Below are 21284 nucleotides of genomic sequence, written 5' to 3'. Positions count from 1 at the left end.
AATGACTTGAATCAAAAAAGATGTTGGGGTTATCGCGAACATACACCCCAGAATGCCACCTCAAAACATCAAAAATCGACAATATTCAGGGTTAATCCCAAAAAAGTTAGCGATCGCCGAGTTTGAAACGCTCACCCTTTGCGACGCGGCGGCAGCCCCGTGTGCTGCGTGAGCAGCTGACCCTTTCTAGGCTGACCTGAGCGCTTGGGTGTTGTCGAGAGAGAGACCGACGATTTGGCACCTGCACCCGTGCTGTTTTTGCGACGGGCGCTTTGGTAGCCTTCTTCGGCCAGCGGCTGCCAGCTCGGGATCAGGTGGTGTTTGCCGTTGCCAATCAGATCTGAGCGGCCCATGGCTTTGAGTGCTTCGCGCAGCAGGGGCCAGTTGGTGGCGTCGTGGTAGCGCAAAAACGCCTTGTGCAAGCGGCGGCGTCTGTCGCCTTTGACCACGTCCACCTTTTCGCTGTCGCGGGTGATTTTGCGCAGCGGGTTGCGGGTGGAGTGGTACATGGCCGTGGCCGTGGCCATGGGGCTGGGGTAGAAGGTTTGCACCTGGTCGGCCCTGAACCCGTTCTTTTTCAGCCAAACCGCCAAATTCATCATGTCTTCGTCGCTGGTGCCGGGGTGGGCCGCAATGAAGTAAGGGATGAGGAACTGTTTTTTGCCCACTTCTTCGCTGTACTTGTCAAACATTGACTTGAAGCGGTCGTAAGTGCCGATGCCGGGCTTCATCATCTTGGACAGCGGGCCGCCCTCGGTGTGTTCGGGCGCAATTTTCAGGTAGCCGCCCACATGGTGCTGGACCAGCTCTTTTACGTATTCGGGCGACTGCACAGCCAGGTCGTAACGCAGACCGGAGCCGATCAGGATTTTCTTGATGCCCTTCAAATTCCGCGCCCGGCGGTACATGTTGATCAGCGGGCCGTGGTCGGTGGTCAGGTTCTGGCAGATGCCAGGGAACACGCAGCTGGGTTTGCGGCAGGCCGATTCGATTTCGGGGCTCTTGCAGCCCAGTCGGTACATATTGGCCGTGGGGCCGCCCAGGTCAGAGATGACACCGGTGAAGCCTTTGACCTTGTCGCGGATCTCTTCCACCTCGCGGATGACCGACTCCTCGGAGCGACTTTGGATGATGCGGCCTTCGTGCTCGGTGATGGAGCAAAAGGTGCAGCCACCAAAGCAGCCGCGCATGATGTTCACACTGAAGCGGATCATCTCCCACGCGGGGATTTTGGTGGCGTGGTCATGGCTGCCGTTTTCGTCGGCGTAGCGCGGGTGCGGGCTGCGGGCGTACGGCAGGTCGAACACATGGTCCATCTCGGCCGTGGTCAGCGGGATAGGGGGTGGCGTGATCCAAACGTCGCGGGCGGTGTGGCCTTCGCCATGCGCCTGCACCAGGCAACGGGCGTTGCCGGGGTTGGTTTCCAGGTGCAGCACGCGGTTGGCGTGGGCATACAGCACAGCGTCTTGCTTGACTTGCTCGTAGCTGGGCAGGCGGATCACGCTTTTGTCGCGGGGAGGCACTTTGTGGGTGCCTTTACCGCGCAGTTCTGGGTCGGCCGAGAGTCCTTCGCGAGCAGGGGCTCGCTCCCACGAAGAACTGACTGTCTGCTCTGCGGGGGCTTGCTCCCGCGAAGAACTGACTGTTTGTTCTGCGGGGGCTTGCTCACGCGAAGAATTGAGTGTCTGTTCGGCGGGGGCTTGCTCCCGCGAAGAACTGCCCGGAGCCCCCGCGGCCGCACTTTGGGGCTCCCCTGTGGGAGCTTGCCCCTGCAAGCGAATGCCTGAACGGGCCGCCACAGCCGCCACAGCGGTCGCACCCGCCGATGCATTCGGCACAAACTTCAAAGGTTGAACTTTGCGGTTTTCACCATCGGCCACCGCCTTGGCTTCTTCTTCACGCGCGCAGGTCGCGCCCTGCTCCCGCGCTTGGTCAGAAATCATCAAATAGGGGTTGATGTGCGCCTCCACATGCCCGGGCGTGTCCACGCTGGTGGAGTCGATCTCATACCAGCCCTCTGGCGTTTCGCGGCGCACAAAAGCGGTGCCGCGCACATCGGTGATGTGGTGCACCGGTTCACGGGCCGCCAGGCGGTGGGCAATCTCCACGATCGCCCGCTCAGCGTTGCCATACAAGAGCAAGTCGCATTTGCTGTCCACCACCACCGAGCGGCGAACCTTGTCAGACCAGTAGTCGTAATGGGCGATGCGGCGCAAGCTGCCTTCGATGCCGCCCAGCACAATGGGCGTTTCGGGAAAGGCTTCGCGGCAACGCTGGCTGTAGACGATGGCCGCGCGGTCAGGCCGCTTGCCGCCGACGTCGCCCGGGGTGTAGGCGTCATCGGTGCGGATTTTGCGGTCCGCCGTGTAGCGGTTGATCATGGAGTCCATGTTGCCGCTGGTCACGCCCCAGAACAGATTGGGTTGGCCCAGGGCCTTGAAGGCCTCAGCGCTGGTCCAGTCGGGTTGGGCAATGATGCCGACCCGAAAACCCTGGTTTTCCAGCATGCGGCCAATGACCGCCATGCCGAAGCTGGGGTGGTCCACATAAGCGTCGCCCGTCACCAGCACGATGTCACAGCTGTCCCAGCCCAGTTGGGTCATTTCCTCACGGCTCATCGGCAAAAACGGGGCCGTGCCAAAGCGCTGCGCCCAGAACTTGCGGTAGCTGGTCAGCGGTTTGGCGTCACGCGGAAAAAAAGAGACGTCGACAAAGGCGTTCATAGGCGGGCACTCGGGATAACCCGCTAGTGTAGGGGTTTGGGGGTGGGCTTGAACAAGCAGCGGGTATTGCATGCGGCAGGTCTGCCCGACAATGGCGGTATGCCTTTTGCCCTTGCCCGCCCTGCCCACCACGAACTGGTGGTCAAAAAAAGCCGCTTCATCGCCTGCGTCGAATCGGTCTCGGGCCGAGAGGCGGCGGTGGCGCGGGTGACGCAACTCAAAGCAGAACACCCCGATGCGGCCCATGTCTGCTGGGCCTTGATGGCCGGTGGCCAGTCGGCGGCCAACGACGATGGCGAGCCCGGTGGCACCGCCGGTCGCCCCATGCTGGAAGTGCTTCGGCATCAAGACTTGGAGGGCGTGATGGCCTCGGTGGTCCGCTACTTTGGTGGGGTCAAGTTGGGCGCGGGTGGCTTGGTGCGTGCCTACACTGATGCGGTCGCGCAGGCTTTGCTCACGGCGCAGAAGGTGGCGCTGATCCCACAGGCGCATTTGGCCTGCAGCCTCCCGTATGCGCTGGAAGGTTGGGTGCGACGGGAACTGGAACAGGCGCAAGCCCAATTGACAGGGGTGACGCATGGCCACTTGGTGGGCATGGCATTTGAATTACCCGAGGCGCAAGTTGCCGCCTTGAAGGAACGGTTGAACGAAGGTGGGCGCGGTCAGTTGCTTTGGCTGGACGAAGACCACCGGGCGTGAGCGGGGCTGACGCCATGGCTGAAATCCCAAAGGGATAATGGGGGCATGCCCGATGACATCCCCTTGAACCAACCCAAGTCCAAAACCGACCTGTTTGTCTCTTTCACCGTGTTGGCTTTGCAGGGCTTTGGGGGGGTCTTGGCTGTGGCCCAACGCGAGTTGGTCGAGCGCAAGCGCTGGATGACGCCCGCCCAATTTGTTGAAGAATGGGCTGTGGCCCAAATTTTGCCCGGCCCCAATGTGATCAACCTGTGTTTGATGGTCGGCGGACGGCATTTTGGTTTGCCCGGCGCACTGGCCGCGATGGCGGGCATGCTGGCGGCCCCCACAGCCGTTTTGTTGCTGCTGGCGCTGGCATTTGGCAGCGTGTCGGATCAGGCCTGGGCACAAGGGGCTTTGCGCGGAATGGGCGCCGTGGCCGCTGGCATGATTGCGGCCACGGGCATCAAATTGATCTCCGCTTTGAAACGCAACCCCTTGGGCTTGCCACTTTGCACCGCCGTGATGCTGACCACCTTCACGGGCGTGGGTTTGTTTCGCTGGCCCTTGCTGTGGGTCTTGTTGGGCATCGGCAGTCTGGCTTGTGCATGGGCTTATGTCCAGCTGTCACGCCAAGAAGCCCTGAACAGGACAGCGCCATGAGTTTGACGCTTCAATTGGACCTTGGCGATTGGTTGGCGCTGTTCAACCATTTCATGTCACTGTCCTTGTTGGCGGTCGGCGGGGCCATCATCACCGCACCCGACATGCACCGGTTTTTGGTCGATGAAAACCAGTGGCTGACCGAACAACAATTCAGCTCCTCCATCGCATTGGCACAGTCGGCACCCGGCCCCAATGTGCTGTTTGTGGGCTTGATGGGTTGGAACGTGGGCTTGAACGCCGCGGCAGGCTTGGGCGGGGGCTGGATCAGCGTGGCCTTGTCAGCGCTGGGCATGTTCCTAAGCCTCTTGGGCATCATGCTGCCCTCTTCCGTGTTGACGTACACCGCCACGCGCTGGGCCCACAAGCACCGTGACTACCTGGGCGTGAGAGCCTTCAAGCTGGGCATGGCGCCGGTGGTCATTGCCCTGCTCGTGTCTACCGGCTGGTTGCTCACGGCCAGCCACAACCAAGCTGCACGCGACTGGCCCCTGTGGTTGTTGACGCTGGCGGCCATGGGCCTGGTCTGGCGCACCAAAATCCACCTGCTTTGGCTGATTGGCGCTGGCGCCATCATCGGGGCTTTGGGCTGGGTTTGAGCCCGTCCTGGCGGATCAGCGCGGGTTCTCGAAAAACACCGAGTTCGTGAAGTCGCTGACCTCAAAGTAGACCTTTTTCTCGCCCGGGTCTGCCTGCATGTTCAGGTTCTCGTCCAGGACACCGTAGCCATAACGGTAGGCACGGGGTTTGCCATCTTCGGTGCCCAATGCGGTGCTGATCTTGTCCACCTTCAAAAAGCGACGCACCACTTTATCGCCGGCATAGACTTCCATCACGCCATCGGTGCCGGTCCAATTCTGGAGGTCTCGGCTGATCTTGTTTTGTTGCTCTTGGGTGCAAGCACCAAGCCACAACAAGGACATGAGGGCTGCGGCAAGGGCCGTGCGGGTCAAAAAGGAGTTCATGGGAGGGTCCTGGGGGTTCAGCTGCGTTGGCGCAAAGCTTCGTACAAACACACACCGCTGGCGACCGACACGTTCAGGCTCTCGACAGCGCCACGCATGGGGATGCTGACCAGCTCATCGCAGTTCTTTCGGGTCAACTGGCGCATGCCGTCGCCCTCTGCGCCCAACACCAAGGCGGTGGGCACTTTCAGGTCCGCTTGGTAAATGCTGCGTGGCGCGTCGCCGCTGGTGCCAATGACCCAGATGCTGCGCTCCTTGAGCTCGCCCAAGGTCCGTGCCAGGTTGGTGACCATGAAATAGGGCATGGTTTCGGACGCGCCGCTGGCCACTTTGGCCACGGTCGCGTTGATGCCGGCGGCATGGTCTTTGGGGGCGATCACGGCGTGTGCGCCCGCACCATCGGCCACCCGCAAACACGCGCCCAAATTGTGCGGATCGGTCACACCGTCCAGCACCAAAAGCAAAGGCGGCCCTTCGACGGTGTCGAGCAAATCGTCCAGCGAGTGGTTTTGGGGAATGGGCGAAACCAAGGCCACCACACCTTGGTGGCCATGCCCCCCGGCAAGCTTGGCCAAACGCTCGCCATCGGACTCGACCATCCGCATGCCCGAATCGCGGGCCTTGTCGATGAATTGCCGCATGCGGGCGTCGCGGCGGCTGACCTCGTAGTGGATTTCAACAACGGATTGGGGGGCGATCTTGAGGCGAACGCCCACGGCATGAAAGCCGAACAGCACTTTGTGGGATGACATCCCGAGATTATCGTTGGTCCGCCGAAGGGCCGGGGGCCTCGGTCAGCCGCCCGGCTTGAATCACCAAGCTGCGTTCGCACTTCGCGGCCAACTGGCGGTCGTGCGTGACCAAGACCAAGGTCGTGCCCTGCTCGCGGTTGAGCGCGAACATCAGGTCCATGATGGCCCCGCCGGTGGCGTGGTCCAAACTGCCTGTGGGCTCATCGGCCAACAGCAGATCGGGTTGGACCACAAATGCGCGCGCCAAGGCCACGCGCTGCTGCTCACCGCCCGACAAGACTTTGGGCAGGTGCTTCAGGCGCGCGCCCAGGCCCACGCGCTCGAGCATGGCTGTGGCCTGGTGGCGGGCATCCGGCCGATTGGCCAGCTCCAAGGGCAGCATCACATTCTCGAGTGCGGTGAGGTTGGGCATGAGCTGAAAACTCTGGAACACAAAGCCCACATGTTGGGCCCGCACGGCGGCTCTTTCATCTTCAGACAAATCGAAGAGCGACTGCCCGGCCAGCACCACCTGCCCGCGGCTGGGCGTGTCCAGACCCGCCAAAATCGCCAACAAGGTGCTTTTGCCCGAGCCAGAAGCACCGACAATGGCAGCAGTTTCCCCGGCGTTCAACGAAAAATCGATATCGCGCAAAATGTCCAGCTGTCCGCTGGCATCTTGCACACTTTTGGAGACGCCACGCACGGCGATGATGGATTCAGGCATGCACACACCTTTGTTGAGACGACGCCACTTTAACTGGACCCTGCTGGCCCTGGTTGGCTGGGGCTTTGCCGCGGCGCTTCAAGCCGCTTCAGAGCAGCGCATATTGGTGCTGGGCGACTCTTTGAGCGCCGAATATGGCTTGTCCCGTGGCACGGGCTGGGTGGCCTTGCTGCAAAAACAAGTGGCCCAAGAAAAACCAGGCACGCAAGTCATCAATGCCAGCATCAGCGGAGACACCACCTCAGGCGGACGCTCGCGCCTGCCCGCCTTGCTCAAGAAACACCAGCCCAGCCATGTGGTCATTGAGCTGGGGGGCAACGATGCTTTGCGCGGCCTGCCCATGACCATGACGCAAGGCAACTTGTTGAACATGGCCCAACAAGCCCAAGCTGCTGGCGCCAAGGTGCTGCTGCTGGGCATGCACATGCCGCCCAATTACGGCCCCGACATGGCGCGCCAGTTTGAGGCGGCCTACGCCCAAGTGGCCCAAAGTCAAAAGGCGGCCCTGGTTCCCTTCTTTTTGAAAGGGGTGGGCGATGACCCCGAGCCGCTCAAATGGTTCCAAGCCGATCGCATCCACCCCAATGAGGCGGCCCAAGCCCGTCTTCTGGCCAACGTTTGGCCCACTTTGAAGAAACAATTGAAATGAGCGTTCACCTGATTTCGGCCGAACAGGCCATGGCCCAACTCCAGCAGTTCGACGCCATCCTCGATGCCCGCTCAGAGGGCGAACACGACGAAGACCACCTGCCAGGTGCCCAAAGCTGGCCTTCGCTGAACAACGAAGAGCGCATCCGGGTGGGCACGCTGTACAAGCAAGTCAACCCTTTTGAAGCGCAGAAAGTGGGCGCGGCCCTGGTGGCCAAAAACATCGCCCGCCACATCGAAACCCATGTGATGGACAAGCCCAAAAACTGGCAGCCCTTGGTGTACTGCTGGCGCGGCGGCAAGCGCAGCAACTCGCTGGCGTTGATCTTGGGCCAAATTGGCTTCAAAGTCCATTTGATCGAAGGCGGCTACAAGGCCTTTCGCAAGGCGGTGATGGCTGACACCCCATTGCAAGCACAAAGGCTGCAATTCAAGGTGCTGTGTGGCCCCACCGGTTCAGGCAAAACACGGCTTCTGCAGGCTTTGGCCCAAGAGGGTGCCCAGGTGCTGGACTTGGAAGCCATCGCCTGCCACCGCAGTTCGGTGCTGGGCCTGATCCCCGGCACAGCGCAGCCCACACAAAAAGCTTTTGACACCCAGGTTTGGGATGCTTTGCGCCATTTCAGCGCAGACAAGCCAGTTTTTGTGGAGGCCGAAAGCAAAAAGGTGGGCAACTTGACGGTGCCCGCCGAGTTGATGGTGGCCATGCGGGCCAGCCCCTGTCTGCGCGTGGACTTGACGCTGGACAACCGGGTGAATTTGCTGCTCGAAGACTATGCTTTTTTCACGGAAGACCGTGCCCTGTTTGCCGACCGACTGGAGCGCCTGACAGCATTGCGGGGCAAGGCCGTGGTCCAAGGCTGGCAAGAACGCATTGAGCGGGGTGAAATGCGCGAGGTGGTGACCGAGTTGCTGTCCGGTCATTACGATCCAGGCTATGAGACGTCCACGGGCAACAACTTTGTGCATTACGCCCAAGCCCCGCAGGTCACCCCTGCCAGCCACAGCATGGCCGACATGCTGTTAATGGCCAAAACCTTGGTGCAAACCCAATAGGGGCAAGACTTTTTGGCAGCCCCCCTCAGGGCGATCGGTCTGCAAGGGGTCTGCGAGTGGGTTTCGCGTCGAGGGCACCGCCCCCTCAAGGCCCATGGCTGGCGGCGACAGCTCAGGTGGCCGGCGTGGGTGACTCGGCCGCACCCGTCGCTGCCGTGTCGGCATCCACCTCTTCGCTCACAATTTCCGAGCCGTCTTCCGCCAACAGGCCCGATTTGCGGTCGGACTTGGCTTTGAGCTTGTCTTCTTTTTTGCGTTTCTTGGCCAGTTCTTTCTGGCGTTTTTCGAATCCGTAGTTGGGTGTGGCCAAGATGGCTCCTTTAATTTGAGCTGCCCAATGTAACAGCTTCTTCAGGGTTTTCTTCCCACTCGACGCAGCCCCGGTACGCATGCCAGCTGGCGTGACCGAGCCACGGCCCCACCACCACGATGCCCAAAGCCCAAGGCCACAGGGCCGCGAGCACCAGCACGCTCAGCAGCAGGCCCCAAAGCAGCATCACACCGGGGTGCGAAAAAACCACGCGCATGCTGGTGATCACCGCCGAGATGGCATCGGTATCGCGGTCCAAAATCATGGGAATGGACACCACCGACAGGCCATAAACAAGCCCCGCAAACACACCGCCCACAGCCAAGTACACCATCAAAAATTCGACGTTTTGAGGGTTGAAAACCGCCTCGATCACCCCCGTCGTGGAAGGCATGCCGGTGTTGAAGAACACCGCAAACACGACCAAGGACGCCCTGCCCCACAGCAACTCCAGCACCATCAGCACCAACACCAACATGGCCATGCTGCGGATGTGTTGGTCCCAGCACATGAGCGAGGTCGACATTTCAGGCTGCTCGCCGCGTTCTCGTTTGCGGCTGACCTCGTACAAGCCCATGGCCAGGAAGGGCCCGACCAAGAGGCAACCCGATACCAGGGACAGGGTGTACTCGGGCTTGTGCTTGAACACCATGGCCAGCACCTGCGCCATACCCCAAAAGCACAGGCCATAAAACAGCGCAATGCCCGGGTGATGGTGCAAGTCCTTCAGGCCCCGTGCCAGCCAGCGAAACGGATCGGCAAAGCCCAAGGCCCGCATGTGCGCGCGCGGCCCCACGGGTGGGGGCGGGACGTAGGGCGTGGCCATGGTGGGCAGGTCTGAATCTTGCGCGGCCTCAAGAGCCTTGGCGTCGGCGTTCATGGCGAATATCCATCTGAAACAACAAAGGTTTTCAGATTACCCCCACCCCTGCGATTTGACCAGTCAGGAAACCCCCAAGTTCGCGTGTCTTGAGGCACACAAGTGCCCACATGGTCAGCTGCGAGATCAGGCCATGGGCAAATGGGCCTGCATGGATTGATGCAAGTCAAGTATCAAGTCCTGCGCGGACTCCAGACCGGTGGAAAAACGCACCAGGGTGCCTGGCTTCAAATGGCCTGGCCAAGCCTGACGCATCGAGGCAATGTCATAGGGCACCACCAAGCTCACCGGTCCACCCCAGCTGTAACCGATCTTGAAGAGTTTCAAGCCATCGCAAAAAGCATCCACCTGGGTTTGGCTGAAACGCGCGTCGATCATGACGCTGAACAAGCCCGCTGCCTGGCCCGTGCCCGGCACGCGATCGCACAGCGCTTGCCAATGGGCGTGGCCCGGGGCGCCTTCAAAGGCCGGGTGCATCAGTTGCGCGCATGGCGGCTGGGCTTGCCACCAGGCGGCCAGGGCGCGGGCGGTCTGGTCGTGAGCGGCATAACGCAGCGCAATGCTGGGCAAGGAGCGCAGCACGGTTTCTGCGTCGTTGGCCGCCACCCCCAGACCCAAGCGCATGTGGCAGAGTTTGATTTTCAGGTGCAAGGCCGCGTCGCGCGTGATGACGCTGCCCATCAGCACATCGCCGCCGCCGCTGGGGTATTTGGTGAGCGCATGGGCGCTGATGTCGACCGCCAAACGGACTTGCCCTCCCTCACCGTCGCCCAACAAATCAAAGGCATTGAAAGCCAGGCCTGCACCCCAGGTGTTGTCGAGCGCGCACAGGACACCGCGTGCGCGGCAACGGCGCACCATGTCGGGCAAATCGGGAAACTCCATGCTCACCGATCCGGGCGCTTCCAGCCACACCAGTCGGGTGCGCGGCGTGATCTGGCGGGACAGATCCTCGGGGTCCATCGGGTCGTAAAAACGGTGCGTGATGCCGAAGTGGCGCAACTCGCCATCGGCCAAGGCTTTGTTGGGGCCATAAGCGTTGTCCGGAATCAAGACTTCGTCGCCTGTGCTCAACACCGCCAACGCCACCAAGGCCAGCGCCGCCAAGCCACTGGGCACCAGGACGCATTGCAGGCCGCCCTCGAGCGTACACAAACGCTCTTCCAGCATGTAGGTGGTGGGCGTGCCATGCAGGCCATAGGTGTAGGCCGATTTGTCTTTCCACTCGCGCTGGCGCATGTCGGCCACAGTGGGGAAGTACACCGTCGAAGCCTTGAACACGCCCGGTTGCGGTGCCTGAAAGTCAGCAGGCGGTGTGTAAGGGTGGTGGATCAGCCCTGTGGCGATGTGGGGTGTCGCTGCGCTTGGTTTTTCGTCTTGCATTTTCACATCCTCATGCAAACAGCCTCCACAAAGGAGGCTGTTGGTCACGCCATCCAAGGCGCCGGTGTCTGACGGCTTGGGTTCAGACGCTCCACTTTTCCAGCAATTTTTCAGGACGCATGTTGTCATACGGCTCGAACGGTTGATGGATCCATGGGTTGGTGGGCAAATCGTCCACAGAGTAGTCGGGCTTGAAGGTCGAAACGCCCTTGGTCCAGATCACAGCGGTGCGCAACTCCGTGACAGGCTGGTAGTTGTTCTTGAGCTGATCGACCACAGCACGCAAGGTGTGGCCGGTGTCAGCCAAATCGTCCACCAACAAGACCTTGCCCGCGATCTCGCCCTTGGGCGTGGTGATGTAACGGGCAATGTCAAGGTGACCTTGCACCGTGCCGGCTTCAGCGCGGTAAGAGCTGGTCGACATGATGGCCAGGGGTTTATCGAAGATGCGCGACAAGATATCGCCTGGGCGCATGCCGCCACGGGCCAGGCACAGGATGTTGTCGAACTCCCAACCGGACTGGTGGATTTTGATGGCGAGTTTTTCGATGAGGTTGTGGTACTCGTCGTAGCTCACATAAAGGTGCTTGCCGTCTTCGGTCAACATGGGTTCACTCCAAAAAAATCAAGGGTTGAGGTCGATGTGTTGTTGGGGTCTGAAGACTCAGGCCGCAAAAGGGTTGTGCAGCAAGATCGTGTGGTCACGGTCTGGGCTGGTGGAAACCACGTGCACGGGCACGCCCGTGACTTGCGCGATGCGGTCCAGGTAGTAACGGGCCGTTGCAGGCAGCTTGTCCATCTCGGTCACGCCCACGGTGGTTTCTGTCCAGCCGGGAATGACTTCATAAATGGGCTTGCAGCGCGCGATCTCGTCTGCGCCCATGGGCAAAATGTCAATGGTTTCACCGTCCAGCTCGTAGCCGGTGCACAGCCACAATTCTTTGAGGCCATCGAGCACATCGAGCTTGGTGATGCACAAGCCCGACAGACCATTGACCTGCGCACTGCGCTTGAGCAAGGCGGCATCGAACCAGCCGCAGCGGCGCGAACGGCCGGTGGTCACACCCTTTTCAGCACCCACCGTCGACATGTGGTAACCGGGTGTGCCGGGGGTTTCCCAATCGAGCTCGGTGGGGAATGGGCCGCCGCCCACGCGGGTGCAGTAGGCCTTGGTGATGCCCAAGATGTAATGCAACATGCCCGGGCCCACGCCTGCCCCAGCCGCGGCATTGCCCGCCACGCAATTGCTGGAGGTGACAAACGGGTAAGTGCCATGGTCCACGTCGAGCAAAGTGCCTTGTGCGCCTTCAAACAGCAAGTTGGCACCGGCCTTGTGCGCGTCGTTCAACTCGCGTGAGACATCGGCCACCATGGGCAGCAGGTCCTTGGCGTAAGCCATGGCTTCGTTGTAGGTGGCATCGAAGTCAACCGGCGCCGCGCCGAGGATGTTGACCAAAATTTCGTTGTGCAATGCCAGGTTTTCGCGCAGCTTGGTGGCGAAACGCTCGGGGTATTTGAGGTCCTGCACGCGCAGCGCACGGCGCGCCACTTTGTCCTCGTAGGCGGGACCAATGCCGCGACCGGTGGTGCCAATTTTGGCCGTGCCGGCTTTTTCCTTGGCCGCCTCACGGCCCACATCCAGCGCAACGTGGTAGGGCAAGATCAGAGGGCAAGCCTCACTCACGCGCAAACGCGAGCGCACTTCAACCCCAGCTTTTTCGAGGCCGGCAATTTCTTCCAGCAACTTGGGGACGGACAAGACCACACCGTTTCCGATGTAGCACTTCACGCCAGCACGCATGATGCCGCTGGGGATGAGGTGCAAGGCGGTTTTCACGCCGTTGATCACCAAGGTGTGGCCAGCGTTGTGTCCGCCCTGGAAACGCACCACGCCTTGAGCGCTTTCGGTCAACCAGTCCACCAGTTTGCCTTTGCCCTCGTCGCCCCATTGGGTGCCGACCACGACCACATTACGGCCTTGCAACTTGTTCATGCTTGAAATGTTCTTTCTCAAAGAGCCTGTACCACCCATTGCCCTGCCGCTTCGATCAATTCGCGGTCGCAATGGAATTCGTCGATTTCACTTTCGTGTCCAGGCAGGACACACACCACCGTTTCGCCGCGGCTTCGCAATGCAGTGATCGCCTCGCGCAAACCGACAGCGCTGCCCCATGGCGCACGGATGGCTGCACGCAAGGACAGGGGTTTGACCGCTGCGACCAATTCTTTCAGGTCAAGGCTGAAACCCACAGCGGGCCGATCGCGGTCGATGCGGTGACCAAACACCGCGCCCACACCGTCGTAGCGTCCACCTCGGGCCAAAGCATCGGATGCGCCTTGGGCGTAAATGGCAAAGCGCATGCCGCTGTAATAGGCGTAGCCACGCGAGTCACCCAGATCAAAACTGATGGCCGCGCCAGGAATTTGTTCAGCCAAAGCACGCAGCTGGCTCAGCGCTTCGGTGATGGCGGCTGTCGCGGGCAAACATTGAGCGGCCTGGTCCAGCACTCGGACATCGCCGTACAAATGGACCAAGGCCAGCAAACCGTCGCGGTTCACTGGGGCAAAGTCAAGCGTCAAACGGGCAATGGCACTGGCGTCTTTGATGGCCAGCGCGGCGTGGATGTCGTGGCGTAAGGCATCGGAGATGGGCTCGGCCTGGAGCAAGCTGTTGACGATGCGGGCATCGGCCAGGTCCACCTGCAAATCGCCCACCCGGGCAGCACGCAGGCAGTCGAGCGCCAATTGCAGAATTTCCAGATCGGCCTCAGGGCCGGCGTGCCCATAAATTTCAGCCCCCAATTGCAGGGGTTCGCGGGTGGCGTGGGGGCGTGCCGCACGCGTGTGCAGCACCGGGCCGCAGTAGCACAAGCGGGTCAGGCCTGCACGACCGAGCAAGTGGGCATCAATGCGGGCCACTTGGGGCGTGGTGTCGGCCCGCAAACCCAAGGTGCGGCCCGAGAGTTGGTCAACCAGTTTGAAGGTCTGCAAATCCAGGGCTTCACCCGTGCCGGTGAGCAGGGATTCCAAATGCTCCAGCAGCGGCGGCATGACCAACTCGTAGCCATAGCCACGGGCAGTGTCGAGCAGTTCGCGGCGGAGTTCTTCGATGTGGCGTGCCTCGGAAGGCAGGACATCGGCAATGTGATCCGGGAGGACCCAAGCAGACATGGGGATGAGGGAGACTGTTAAAAACGAGATTTTACCGGGTTGCAGACCCGTTTCTGGCACGGGTTCACGAAACCAGCCAGAACAAAAGCAAGCCGGCGATGACCATGGCCATGCCGAAAAACCGAATTTGGCCATCTTCGAGCCTGAGCAGCTGCTCAAAAAGACTGCGCCAGCGAAGGGGCGACACCATGGGCATCAAACCCTCCACGATGAGCATCAGGCCCAATGCCATCAGGAGGGTGTCCAGCAAAGCTTACTTTCGAGCGGGGGTGGAGCTTGCTGCGCCGCGCATGCCTTTGAAAAACTCCGAGCTGCCTGGGTCAAGCACCATCACGTCACCCTTGCTGTTGAAACTGGATTTGTAAGCTTCAAGGCTGCGGTAAAACTGGGCAAATTGTGGGTCACGGCCAAATGACTCGGCGTACAAACGGGCCGCTTGGGCATCGCCCTGCCCTTTGATTTTTTGGGCTTCCCGGTACGCGTTGGCGATGGTCACTTCACGCTGGCGGTCAGCGTCAGCGCGAATTTTTTCACCCTCGGCGCCGCCCGTCGAGCGCAGTTCATTGGCCACGCGCTTGCGTTCCGCTTCCATTCGTCGGTAAACCGATTCGGTGATGGTGTCCACATAGTCAGCACGGGTGATGCGCACATCGACGACGTCAACGCCCCAAGGCTTGGCCCCTTTGACGACCAAGAGCACAGCGGCCTTCACATCGTCCATCAATTCTTCACGCTTGAGGGACAACAACTCCTTGACGGTGCGCTTGTTGATTTCCTCTTGGAAAGCGTTGCGCACCACTCGGTTGAGTTGGTTGGTCCCCGATTTCTCGTCCAAGCCCACGTTGCGGATGTAGGCCTGTGGGTCGGCAATGCGCCAACGCACGTACCAGTCAATCACGACACGCTGCTTTTCAGCCGTGAGCATGGGCTCGTTGTCGGGGCTGTCCAGCGTGAGCAGGCGCTTGTCGATGTAGTTGACGTTTTGCAGCGGTGGGGGCAGCTTGAAGTGCAAGCCCGGCTCGGTGATCACTTCCTTGATTTGCCCCAAAGCGTAGACCACGCCGAACTGGCGTTGGTCCACCACAAACACCGTCGAGCTGAAGACCACAAAGGCCACCAGCAGGGTTGAGATCCACAATCCAATGCGATTCATTTTTTATGTCCTTATCGGGGATCGCGGTCACGCGAACGCTGCAGGTCGCGTGAACGTGTGTCCACAGCACCGTTGTTGACACCGACACCCGTGGTCGGCGCAGTGGGCACATCCGCAGCGGGGGGCGCTGTTGCAGTCACTTGTTGCATGATTTTGTCGAGCGGCAAATACAAGAGGTTGGAGCCCTGCTTGCTGTCCACCAGCACTTTGGTCACGTTGCTGTAGATTTGCTGCATGGTGTCGGTGTACATGCGGTCCCGCATGACTTGAGGCGACTTCTGGTATTCGGGCAAGATGGTTTTGAAGCGCTGGGCATCGCCTTCAGCCTGCGCCACGATGCGTTCGCGGTACGCATCGGCTTCTTCCTTCAGGCGAGACGCAGCACCGACCGCGCGAGGCACCACATCGTTGGCATAGGCTTGCGCTTCGTTCTTGGCACGCTCCCGTTCCTGACCGGCCTTCAACACATCGTCAAAAGCGGCTTGCACTTGCTCAGGGGGGCGCACGCCGCCTTGCTGCAAGTTGATGCCCACCACCTCAATGCCCACTTTGTAGCGGTCCAAAATGGTTTGCATTTTTTCACGCACACGCGGGGCGATCTGGTCACGCTCTTCGGCCAAGGCAGAGTCCATCTTCATCTTGCCGACCACCTCACGCACAGCGGTCTCTGCAGATTGAACCACCGCCTCGGTGGGGTTGCGGCTTTCGAACAGGTAGGCGCGCGCGTCGTTCAAACGGTACTGCACCGCAAATTTGATCTCTACGATGTTTTCATCTTCGGTCAACATGGCCGACTCTCGCAGGCCCGTCGCCTTGATGATGGTGTCGCGGCCAATGTCCACCGAGCGAATTTGGGTCACAAACACCAGCTCTTGGCGCTGAATGGGATAAGGCATGCGCCAATTGAAACCGGCACCCACGGTGGAGTGGTATTTGCCGAACTGGGTGATGACGGCTTGTTGACCTTCTTGCACGATGAAAAAACCTGTGCCCAACCAAACCAAGAGCGCAGCCGCCAAGATCACACCCAAACCCAGATTCTTGAAGAAAACAGGGATGCCTGGGCCACCGGAGCCACCGGAACCCCCAGGGCCTTGCGGTTTTTGCGGTCCGCCAGAGCCGCCAAACAATTGGCCCAGCTTGCGGTTGAAATCGCGCCACAGTTCATCCAAATCAGGGGGGCCACTTTGTGGCTGCGAGCCACGGCCGGGCGGCTGCTGCCATGCATCCGGTTTGGGGCCGGGTGGAGGCGGCACATCGCCAGCAGGCTTGTTGCCCGAGTCGGCGTTGGATTTGTCGTCATCCCGTCCCCAGCGGGGGTCGTTCAGATTGAACATGCCTCGGATCTTGGCGGGGAGCAAAGACCAACGCAGGGCTGGCAGGTGAAAATTCATGGTGAAGTGTCTTTGTCGAAATGACGAACCCGCATTGTGCCGAATTCGGTTGGACTTCAGTGCAGATCACCCGGATATTCCCGGGAGAAGTCACGGGGATCTGCGTCTTCAGAAACGGGGGTGGGTAGAGCCGTTTGAACGATCTCGGACAGCACGGATCTCAAGAGATCCAAACCTTTGCCGGATTGCGCGCTCAAAAATACACGGGGCACAGCTTGGCCATCCATCTCATAGAGGTCTTGCAGCTGCAAGGGGTAGCGCTCTGCGTCCAGCGCATCGAGCTTGTTGAAGACCAAAAGCTGCGGAACGGTTTCGGCGCCAATTTCGGTCAACACCTTTTGCACCTCGGCCATTTGCTCGGGCCAGTCAAGGTTGGCCGCGTCCACCACATGCAACAACAAGTTGGCATCGGTCGCCTCTTGCAAGGTGGCCTGAAACGCCTCCACCAAGCCGTGCGGCAAATCTCGGATGAAACCCACCGTGTCCGACAAAGACACCGAACGACCGGCCTCGCCCAGGTACAACTGCCGTGTCGTGGTATCGAGCGTGGCAAACAGTTGGTCGGCTGCGTAGGCACGCGCCTTGACCAGGGCATTGAAAAGGGTCGATTTGCCAGCGTTGGTGTAACCCACCAGAGAGATGTTGAAGGTATCTCGCCGATCACGCTGGCGGCGCTGTGTGTTGCGCTGACGCTTGACCTTGACCAAGCGCTCTTTGATGCGTTTGATCGAGTCGTTGATCATGCGGCGATCCAGTTCGATCTGGGTTTCTCCCGGGCCGCCGCGCAGACCGATACCACCACTTTGCCGTTCCAAGTGTGACCAGCGGCGCACCAAGCGGGTGCTGAGGTACTGAAGACGCGCCAACTCCACCTGCAATTTGCCCTCGTGACTGCGGGCGCGTTGACCAAAGATTTCCAAGATCAACAAGGTTCGGTCGTTGACGGGCAAGCCGATGTGCCGCTCCAAGTTGCGCTGCTGGGCAGGACTCAAGGCTTGGTCAAACAAGACTTCAATGGCACCATGCATCAAAGCCAAGGCTTTGATTTCATCGGCTTTGCCACTGCCCACAAACAGGGCCGGATCGGGCGCTTTGCGTTTGCAGGTCAGACGGGCAACGGGTTTCAAGCCACCCGACTCGGCCAGCAAACCCAGCTCTTGCAAATCCGCATCAAAATGCGCTCGCCCAAAGTCAACGCCGACCAGCAAGGTCGGCGCGGGGGCGTTGGATGAAGTTTCAGACAAATTCAGCACCTGCAGACTTGGCCAGAGCGCCAAGTCCTGAAATAAACCCCATCAAGCGGTGATTTCACCCGTTTCGGGTGTGCTGAACGTCACAGAACGGCCGGGCACGATGGTTGAAATGGCGTGTTTGTAAACCATTTGCGTGACCGTGTTGCGCAATAAGACGACATACTGATCAAAAGACTCGATTTGACCTTGCAACTTGATGCCGTTCACGAGGTAAATCGACACCGGCACATGCTCTTTGCGCAGTGCGTTCAGGAAGGGGTCTTGCAAAAGTTGACCTTTGTTGCTCACGATATGCTCCGTGTTCAGAAGTTTCAGAGGGTTTGACCTTACCACAGGCCCCGTCGGCGACGGCTGGCCCAGCGACATGGCCTCAAAGATCAGCTGGCATCTTTGTCGGCAAAGGGGTTGGTGGAGGTTTTCATTTCAATCCGCAGTGGCGTGCCCGCCAGATTGAAGGCTTTGCGAAAACGCCCTTCCAAAAAACGCTTGTAGGTATCGGTGACGTGTTCCAGCGAGTTGCCATGCACCACGATCACTGGCGGGTTCATGCCGCCTTGGTGGGCATAACGCAACTTGGGGCGGAACATGCCGCCGCGCTGTGGACTCTGAAACTGAACCGCCTCGAGCAACAAGCGCGTCAAAATCGGGGTGCTCATCTTGCACATGGCCGCCTTGTGGGCCTGAACAATCGATGCCCAAACAGGGCCCAAGCCTTGTCGCTTCTTGGCCGAGATGAAATGCATGTTGGCAAAACTCAAAAACGGCAAACGCGTTTCAATCGAGCGTTGCACCAACTGGCGTTGGTACTCGTCCACCGCATCCCATTTGTTCACGGCCAAGACCATGGCGCGGCCGCTTTCGAGGGCATAACCTGCAATGTGTGCGTCTTGGTCGGTCACACCTTGCTCGGCGTCCAAGAGCAACAGCACCACGTTGGCAGATTCGATGGCCTGCAAAGTTTTGACCACCGAGAACTTTTCGATGGCTTCGAACACTTTGCCTTTGCGCCGCAAACCTGCGGTGTCAATCAATTCGAATTTCTGACCTTGCTTTTCAAACGGGACCGAAATCGCGTCACGCGTCGTGCCCGGCATGTCAAAGGCGACCAAACGCTCTTCCCCCAGCCAGGTGTTGATCAAGGTGGACTTGCCCACGTTGGGGCGACCGGCCACCGCCAGCTTGATGACAGAAGGGTCGTCATCGGTTTCTTCGGGCTCATCGGAGAGGTTGAGCGATTCAAACGCCAGCTCCACCAAGCCGCGTGTGCCTTGGCCGTGTGCTGCTGAGATGGCGATCACCTCGCCCAAACCCAGTTCGTAGAACTCGGTCAGTTGAATGCCTTCCAGCATCCCTTCGGCCTTGTTGGCCACCAACAAAGTGGGTTTGCCAATTTTGCGAAGGTATTTGGCAATGTCGTGGTCTTGTGCCGACAAGCCGCCCCGCGCGTCGACCACAAACACCACCATGTCGGCTTCGGCCACCGCTTGCTGCGTTTGCTTGGCCATCTCTTTGTAGATGCCGGTGCTGGCATCGGGTTCAAATCCGCCGGTGTCAATGACGATGAATTCTTGCCGGCCTTGTTTGGCATTGCCGTAATGGCGGTCGCGGGTCAATCCCGCAAAATCGGCCACGATGGCATCCCGGCTCTTGGTGAGGCGGTTGAACAGCGTGGATTTGCCCACATTGGGGCGGCCAACGAGGGCCAGTACAGGTTTCACTTAAAGATTTTCCGATCCATCATTCAGGGCGAAATGCAAAAATGCCCCCGGTGCGTGTCACCACCACCAAATTTTGGCCAACAACAACGGGCTTTCCCGTGATGGGGCTGCCGTCTGTGCTCACGCGTTGCATGACTTGACCATCCTGTCGCGACAAAAAGTGAAGCAAGCCGCCGTCATCGCCCAACACCAGGGCGCGAGCCCACAGCGTGGGGGCACTCAAACCCCGAAAGCGCAAGGCCTCCTGGGTCCAGGCAGGCTGGCCGCCTTGCCGCTGCCAGGCCAGCACTTTGCTGTCGGACTCGACGCCAAACACCATGGCCTCATCGCCATCCAAGCCTTCGTGGCCTTGGGCGGGACGTGTCCACAAAGCATTGCCACGGGTCGCATCCACACAGCTCACAGACGCCTGAAATGCCCGCACGCACACCACATTGCCTTGCCGGCTCACCCCTGAGACGAGGTCCACCAAACGCTCCACCTCGTTGGTGCCGCGCGAGGCGCCGACCAGGGTTTCCCAGCGCACCTGGCCCGTATTGGGGTTCAAAGAAGCCAAACGGCCACCCCAGCCTGCCAGCAGGGTGTCACCCAGAGGGATCAACAAACCCGCTTGCTGCAACACCAAGGGATCGCCCGAGCGTTGCTGGGTCCAGAGTTTTTGACCCGTTGTGCCGTCCAGTGCGGTCACAGAGCGGTCCGCCGTCAACACAAACACACGACCTCCCGCGACCAAAGGTGCGGTGTAAGACATGGCGGGCAAGCGGTAACGCCAGATGACTTGGCCCGCTTCGATCGCCACCACCTCATTGGTGCGCGTGATGACCGCGAAACGCTGACCATCCCCACCCACACCGGCTTGAATGGGCGTGTCCAGCTGCAAACGCCAAACATCTTGGCCAGTTGCACCATCGATCAAGGCCACTTGGCCCGGGGTGGACGCCACAGCCAGCCGCCCAGCGTGCACCGAAGCAAACAAAGGCGTGCTGACCTGACCGATGTTCGCCGTCCAAGCTTTTTGCACGGCCACTTGGCCGTTCACTGAGGGCAAAGCGGCGGGCTTGGGTTTGTCAGGTGAGCTCGAGCAAGCACCCAGGGCCAAAGACAAGGCGGCCAAGCAAGTCCAGCGCATCCAAGCGCGTGAAAGTACAGTCATCACTTTGGTGTCTCCGAAACAGCGGCGGCATCAGGATCGATGCCCAAGGCATTGAGTTTGGCTTGCACCAAACGTCGGTAATCGGGCGTGTCCACCAGTTTGTTCCAGGCCTGCTGATAAGCCGTCACAGCATCGGCGCTTTGCCCTTTGGCTTGCAGCACATCCCCGCGCAGGTCAGCGGCCAATCCCGCCATTTCAGGCGTGAAGTCCGAGCCCAATTGCTTCAAAGCTTCGTCATAGGCCTTGGCCTCGAGCTGCAAGGCCACCAAGCGCAAACGGGCGATGTCACGGTAAGCGGGGTCTTTGGCGCCGCTCACCACCCAAATGAGGGCCTCACGCGCGGCTTCAGATTTGCCCTGGGCTTGCAAGGTTTTGGCCGCCAACAAGGCCGACTGCTGGGCGAATTGGGTGCGCCCAAATTTTTCTTTCATGTCAGCCAGGCTGCGCTCCACCCGCGCCAGGTCGCCGGAACCCACAGCCCGTTCAACCTCGTCATACAGCGCAGCCGCTTTTGCGGCTTGGCTGCGTTCCCAATACTGGTAACCATTCCACGCGGCATAACTGCCCAAAACCACGATCAGCAGCCAGGAAATCAGGTTGCCCCAGGTGTTCCAGAAGTGCTTGATCTGGTCGAGTTGTTCTTGTTCGTCAAGGTCGAGTGCTTTGGCCATGGTGTAT

Annotated in this window: 23 protein-coding genes; 5 read left to right on the top strand and 18 right to left on the bottom strand. The window is 60.0% G+C overall.

Features of this window, described 5'->3' with window-relative positions:
- Positions 1 to 131: 131 nt before the first annotated feature.
- Entirely contained in the window at positions 132 to 2723 is a 2592-nt protein-coding gene (locus B9Z31_RS14515; RefSeq protein ID WP_100120269.1) for a YgiQ family radical SAM protein, read from the bottom strand.
- Positions 2724 to 2822: 99 nt separating this feature from the next.
- On the opposite strand from B9Z31_RS14515, the gene B9Z31_RS14510 reads away from it, so the two are divergent.
- Genes B9Z31_RS14510 through B9Z31_RS14500 form a run of 3 tightly spaced genes read left to right on the top strand, consistent with a single transcriptional unit; the run spans position 2823 to position 4663 of the window.
- Entirely contained in the window at positions 2823 to 3422 is a 600-nt protein-coding gene (locus tag B9Z31_RS14510) for a YigZ family protein (protein WP_100120325.1), read from the top strand.
- Between the two features lie 45 nt (positions 3423 to 3467).
- The gene (locus B9Z31_RS14505) at positions 3468 to 4064 is read left to right on the top strand and encodes a chromate transporter (protein WP_100120268.1); all 597 of its coding nucleotides are present in this window, start codon (positions 3468 to 3470) and stop codon (positions 4062 to 4064) included.
- The gene (locus B9Z31_RS14500; protein ID WP_100120267.1) at positions 4061 to 4663 is read left to right on the top strand and encodes a chromate transporter; all 603 of its coding nucleotides are present in this window, start codon (positions 4061 to 4063) and stop codon (positions 4661 to 4663) included. The genes B9Z31_RS14505 and B9Z31_RS14500 overlap by 4 nt, the downstream gene beginning before the upstream one ends.
- 15 nt (positions 4664 to 4678) lie before the next feature.
- Here B9Z31_RS14500 and B9Z31_RS14495 read toward each other — a convergent pair whose 3' ends face one another.
- The 3 genes from B9Z31_RS14495 to B9Z31_RS14485 are packed head-to-tail and all read right to left on the bottom strand — an operon-like array spanning position 4679 to position 6487.
- A complete protein-coding gene (locus B9Z31_RS14495) occupies positions 4679 to 5029 on the bottom strand; it encodes a hypothetical protein (RefSeq protein WP_369804714.1) in 351 nt (116 codons plus the stop codon).
- Between the two features lie 17 nt (positions 5030 to 5046).
- On the bottom strand, positions 5047 to 5781 hold the full coding sequence (gene rlmB / locus B9Z31_RS14490) for a 23S rRNA (guanosine(2251)-2'-O)-methyltransferase RlmB (protein WP_100120266.1): 735 nt from the start codon (positions 5779 to 5781) through the stop codon (positions 5047 to 5049).
- Positions 5782 to 5788: 7 nt separating this feature from the next.
- Positions 5789 to 6487, bottom strand: coding sequence for an ABC transporter ATP-binding protein (locus tag B9Z31_RS14485; protein ID WP_100120265.1), 699 nt, complete (start codon positions 6485 to 6487; stop codon positions 5789 to 5791).
- On the opposite strand from B9Z31_RS14485, the gene B9Z31_RS14480 reads away from it, so the two are divergent.
- Together B9Z31_RS14480 and mnmH are read left to right on the top strand one after the other, a co-directional pair.
- Positions 6486 to 7136, top strand: coding sequence for an arylesterase (locus B9Z31_RS14480; protein WP_100120264.1), 651 nt, complete (start codon positions 6486 to 6488; stop codon positions 7134 to 7136). The genes B9Z31_RS14485 and B9Z31_RS14480 overlap by 2 nt on opposite strands.
- Positions 7133 to 8191 (top strand): tRNA 2-selenouridine(34) synthase MnmH, encoded by a 1059-nt coding sequence (gene mnmH, locus B9Z31_RS14475; protein WP_100120263.1) that lies wholly within the window; start codon positions 7133 to 7135, stop codon positions 8189 to 8191. The genes B9Z31_RS14480 and mnmH overlap by 4 nt, the downstream gene beginning before the upstream one ends.
- Positions 8192 to 8303: 112 nt before the next feature.
- Here mnmH and B9Z31_RS14470 read toward each other — a convergent pair whose 3' ends face one another.
- The 14 genes from B9Z31_RS14470 to B9Z31_RS14405 form a co-directional block, all read right to left on the bottom strand.
- Positions 8304 to 8501: a hypothetical protein gene (locus B9Z31_RS14470; RefSeq protein ID WP_100120262.1), complete on the bottom strand. Its 198-nt coding sequence runs from the start codon at positions 8499 to 8501 to the stop codon at positions 8304 to 8306.
- A 10-nt stretch (positions 8502 to 8511) separates the two neighbouring features.
- Positions 8512 to 9381 (bottom strand): DUF2189 domain-containing protein, encoded by an 870-nt coding sequence (locus tag B9Z31_RS14465; protein WP_199174516.1) that lies wholly within the window; start codon positions 9379 to 9381, stop codon positions 8512 to 8514.
- Between the two features lie 126 nt (positions 9382 to 9507).
- Entirely contained in the window at positions 9508 to 10764 is a 1257-nt protein-coding gene (locus B9Z31_RS14460; RefSeq protein ID WP_100120261.1) for a PLP-dependent transferase, read from the bottom strand.
- An 82-nt stretch (positions 10765 to 10846) separates the two neighbouring features.
- Positions 10847 to 11371 carry a phosphoribosyltransferase gene (locus tag B9Z31_RS14455; protein WP_100120260.1) on the bottom strand — a complete coding sequence of 175 codons (525 nt, stop codon included), beginning with the start codon at positions 11369 to 11371 and terminating at the stop codon, positions 10847 to 10849.
- 57 nt (positions 11372 to 11428) lie between these two features.
- Positions 11429 to 12757, bottom strand: a complete 1329-nt coding sequence (locus B9Z31_RS14450) for an adenylosuccinate synthase (protein WP_100120259.1) — start codon at positions 12755 to 12757, stop codon at positions 11429 to 11431.
- Between the two features lie 17 nt (positions 12758 to 12774).
- Positions 12775 to 13935, bottom strand: a complete 1161-nt coding sequence (locus B9Z31_RS14445) for an ATP phosphoribosyltransferase regulatory subunit (protein WP_100120258.1) — start codon at positions 13933 to 13935, stop codon at positions 12775 to 12777.
- A 64-nt stretch (positions 13936 to 13999) separates the two neighbouring features.
- A complete protein-coding gene (locus tag B9Z31_RS14440; RefSeq protein WP_100120257.1) occupies positions 14000 to 14185 on the bottom strand; it encodes a DUF2065 domain-containing protein in 186 nt (61 codons plus the stop codon).
- A 3-nt stretch (positions 14186 to 14188) separates the two neighbouring features.
- Complete coding sequence (gene hflC, locus B9Z31_RS14435; RefSeq protein WP_100120256.1) at positions 14189 to 15088, bottom strand: protease modulator HflC; 900 nt, start codon at positions 15086 to 15088, stop codon at positions 14189 to 14191.
- A gap of 11 nt (positions 15089 to 15099) precedes the next feature.
- Positions 15100 to 16482, bottom strand: a complete 1383-nt coding sequence (hflK, locus tag B9Z31_RS14430) for an FtsH protease activity modulator HflK (protein ID WP_100120255.1) — start codon at positions 16480 to 16482, stop codon at positions 15100 to 15102.
- Positions 16483 to 16538: 56 nt separating this feature from the next.
- Positions 16539 to 17732 (bottom strand): GTPase HflX, encoded by a 1194-nt coding sequence (gene hflX / locus B9Z31_RS14425; protein ID WP_369804717.1) that lies wholly within the window; start codon positions 17730 to 17732, stop codon positions 16539 to 16541.
- Positions 17733 to 17777: 45 nt separating this feature from the next.
- Complete coding sequence (hfq, locus tag B9Z31_RS14420; protein ID WP_100120321.1) at positions 17778 to 18041, bottom strand: RNA chaperone Hfq; 264 nt, start codon at positions 18039 to 18041, stop codon at positions 17778 to 17780.
- A gap of 71 nt (positions 18042 to 18112) precedes the next feature.
- Positions 18113 to 19453 carry a ribosome biogenesis GTPase Der gene (gene der, locus B9Z31_RS14415; protein ID WP_100120254.1) on the bottom strand — a complete coding sequence of 447 codons (1341 nt, stop codon included), beginning with the start codon at positions 19451 to 19453 and terminating at the stop codon, positions 18113 to 18115.
- A 19-nt stretch (positions 19454 to 19472) separates the two neighbouring features.
- Positions 19473 to 20606, bottom strand: coding sequence for an outer membrane protein assembly factor BamB (bamB, locus tag B9Z31_RS14410; RefSeq protein ID WP_100120253.1), 1134 nt, complete (start codon positions 20604 to 20606; stop codon positions 19473 to 19475).
- Positions 20606 to 21277, bottom strand: a complete 672-nt coding sequence (locus B9Z31_RS14405; protein WP_100120252.1) for a tetratricopeptide repeat protein — start codon at positions 21275 to 21277, stop codon at positions 20606 to 20608. The genes bamB and B9Z31_RS14405 overlap by 1 nt, the downstream gene beginning before the upstream one ends.
- Between the last annotated feature and the right edge of the window lie 7 nt (positions 21278 to 21284).

This window comes from Limnohabitans sp. G3-2, from assembly GCF_002778275.1.
Lineage (GTDB): Bacteria > Pseudomonadota > Gammaproteobacteria > Burkholderiales > Burkholderiaceae_C > Limnohabitans_A.
This window is presented reverse-complemented; position numbering and strand designations above follow the sequence as displayed.

Coding starts and splice junctions, on each gene's coding strand:
- B9Z31_RS14485 (WP_100120265.1), bottom strand. CDS start 6,487: ATGCCTGAATCCATCATCGCCGTGCGTGGCGTCTCCAAAAGTGTGCAA.
- hflC (WP_100120256.1), bottom strand. CDS start 15,088: ATGAATCGCATTGGATTGTGGATCTCAACCCTGCTGGTGGCCTTTGTG.
- B9Z31_RS14510 (WP_100120325.1), top strand. CDS start 2,823: ATGCCTTTTGCCCTTGCCCGCCCTGCCCACCACGAACTGGTGGTCAAA.
- mnmH (WP_100120263.1), top strand. CDS start 7,133: ATGAGCGTTCACCTGATTTCGGCCGAACAGGCCATGGCCCAACTCCAG.
- B9Z31_RS14495 (WP_369804714.1), bottom strand. CDS start 5,029: ATGAACTCCTTTTTGACCCGCACGGCCCTTGCCGCAGCCCTCATGTCC.
- bamB (WP_100120253.1), bottom strand. CDS start 20,606: ATGACTGTACTTTCACGCGCTTGGATGCGCTGGACTTGCTTGGCCGCC.
- B9Z31_RS14450 (WP_100120259.1), bottom strand. CDS start 12,757: ATGAACAAGTTGCAAGGCCGTAATGTGGTCGTGGTCGGCACCCAATGG.
- B9Z31_RS14505 (WP_100120268.1), top strand. CDS start 3,468: ATGCCCGATGACATCCCCTTGAACCAACCCAAGTCCAAAACCGACCTG.
- B9Z31_RS14515 (WP_100120269.1), bottom strand. CDS start 2,723: ATGAACGCCTTTGTCGACGTCTCTTTTTTTCCGCGTGACGCCAAACCG.
- B9Z31_RS14405 (WP_100120252.1), bottom strand. CDS start 21,277: ATGGCCAAAGCACTCGACCTTGACGAACAAGAACAACTCGACCAGATC.
- B9Z31_RS14460 (WP_100120261.1), bottom strand. CDS start 10,764: ATGCAAGACGAAAAACCAAGCGCAGCGACACCCCACATCGCCACAGGG.
- B9Z31_RS14445 (WP_100120258.1), bottom strand. CDS start 13,935: ATGTCTGCTTGGGTCCTCCCGGATCACATTGCCGATGTCCTGCCTTCC.
- rlmB (WP_100120266.1), bottom strand. CDS start 5,781: ATGTCATCCCACAAAGTGCTGTTCGGCTTTCATGCCGTGGGCGTTCGC.
- B9Z31_RS14455 (WP_100120260.1), bottom strand. CDS start 11,371: ATGTTGACCGAAGACGGCAAGCACCTTTATGTGAGCTACGACGAGTAC.
- B9Z31_RS14465 (WP_199174516.1), bottom strand. CDS start 9,381: ATGAACGCCGACGCCAAGGCTCTTGAGGCCGCGCAAGATTCAGACCTG.
- B9Z31_RS14480 (WP_100120264.1), top strand. CDS start 6,486: ATGCACACACCTTTGTTGAGACGACGCCACTTTAACTGGACCCTGCTG.
- B9Z31_RS14500 (WP_100120267.1), top strand. CDS start 4,061: ATGAGTTTGACGCTTCAATTGGACCTTGGCGATTGGTTGGCGCTGTTC.
- hflK (WP_100120255.1), bottom strand. CDS start 16,482: ATGAATTTTCACCTGCCAGCCCTGCGTTGGTCTTTGCTCCCCGCCAAG.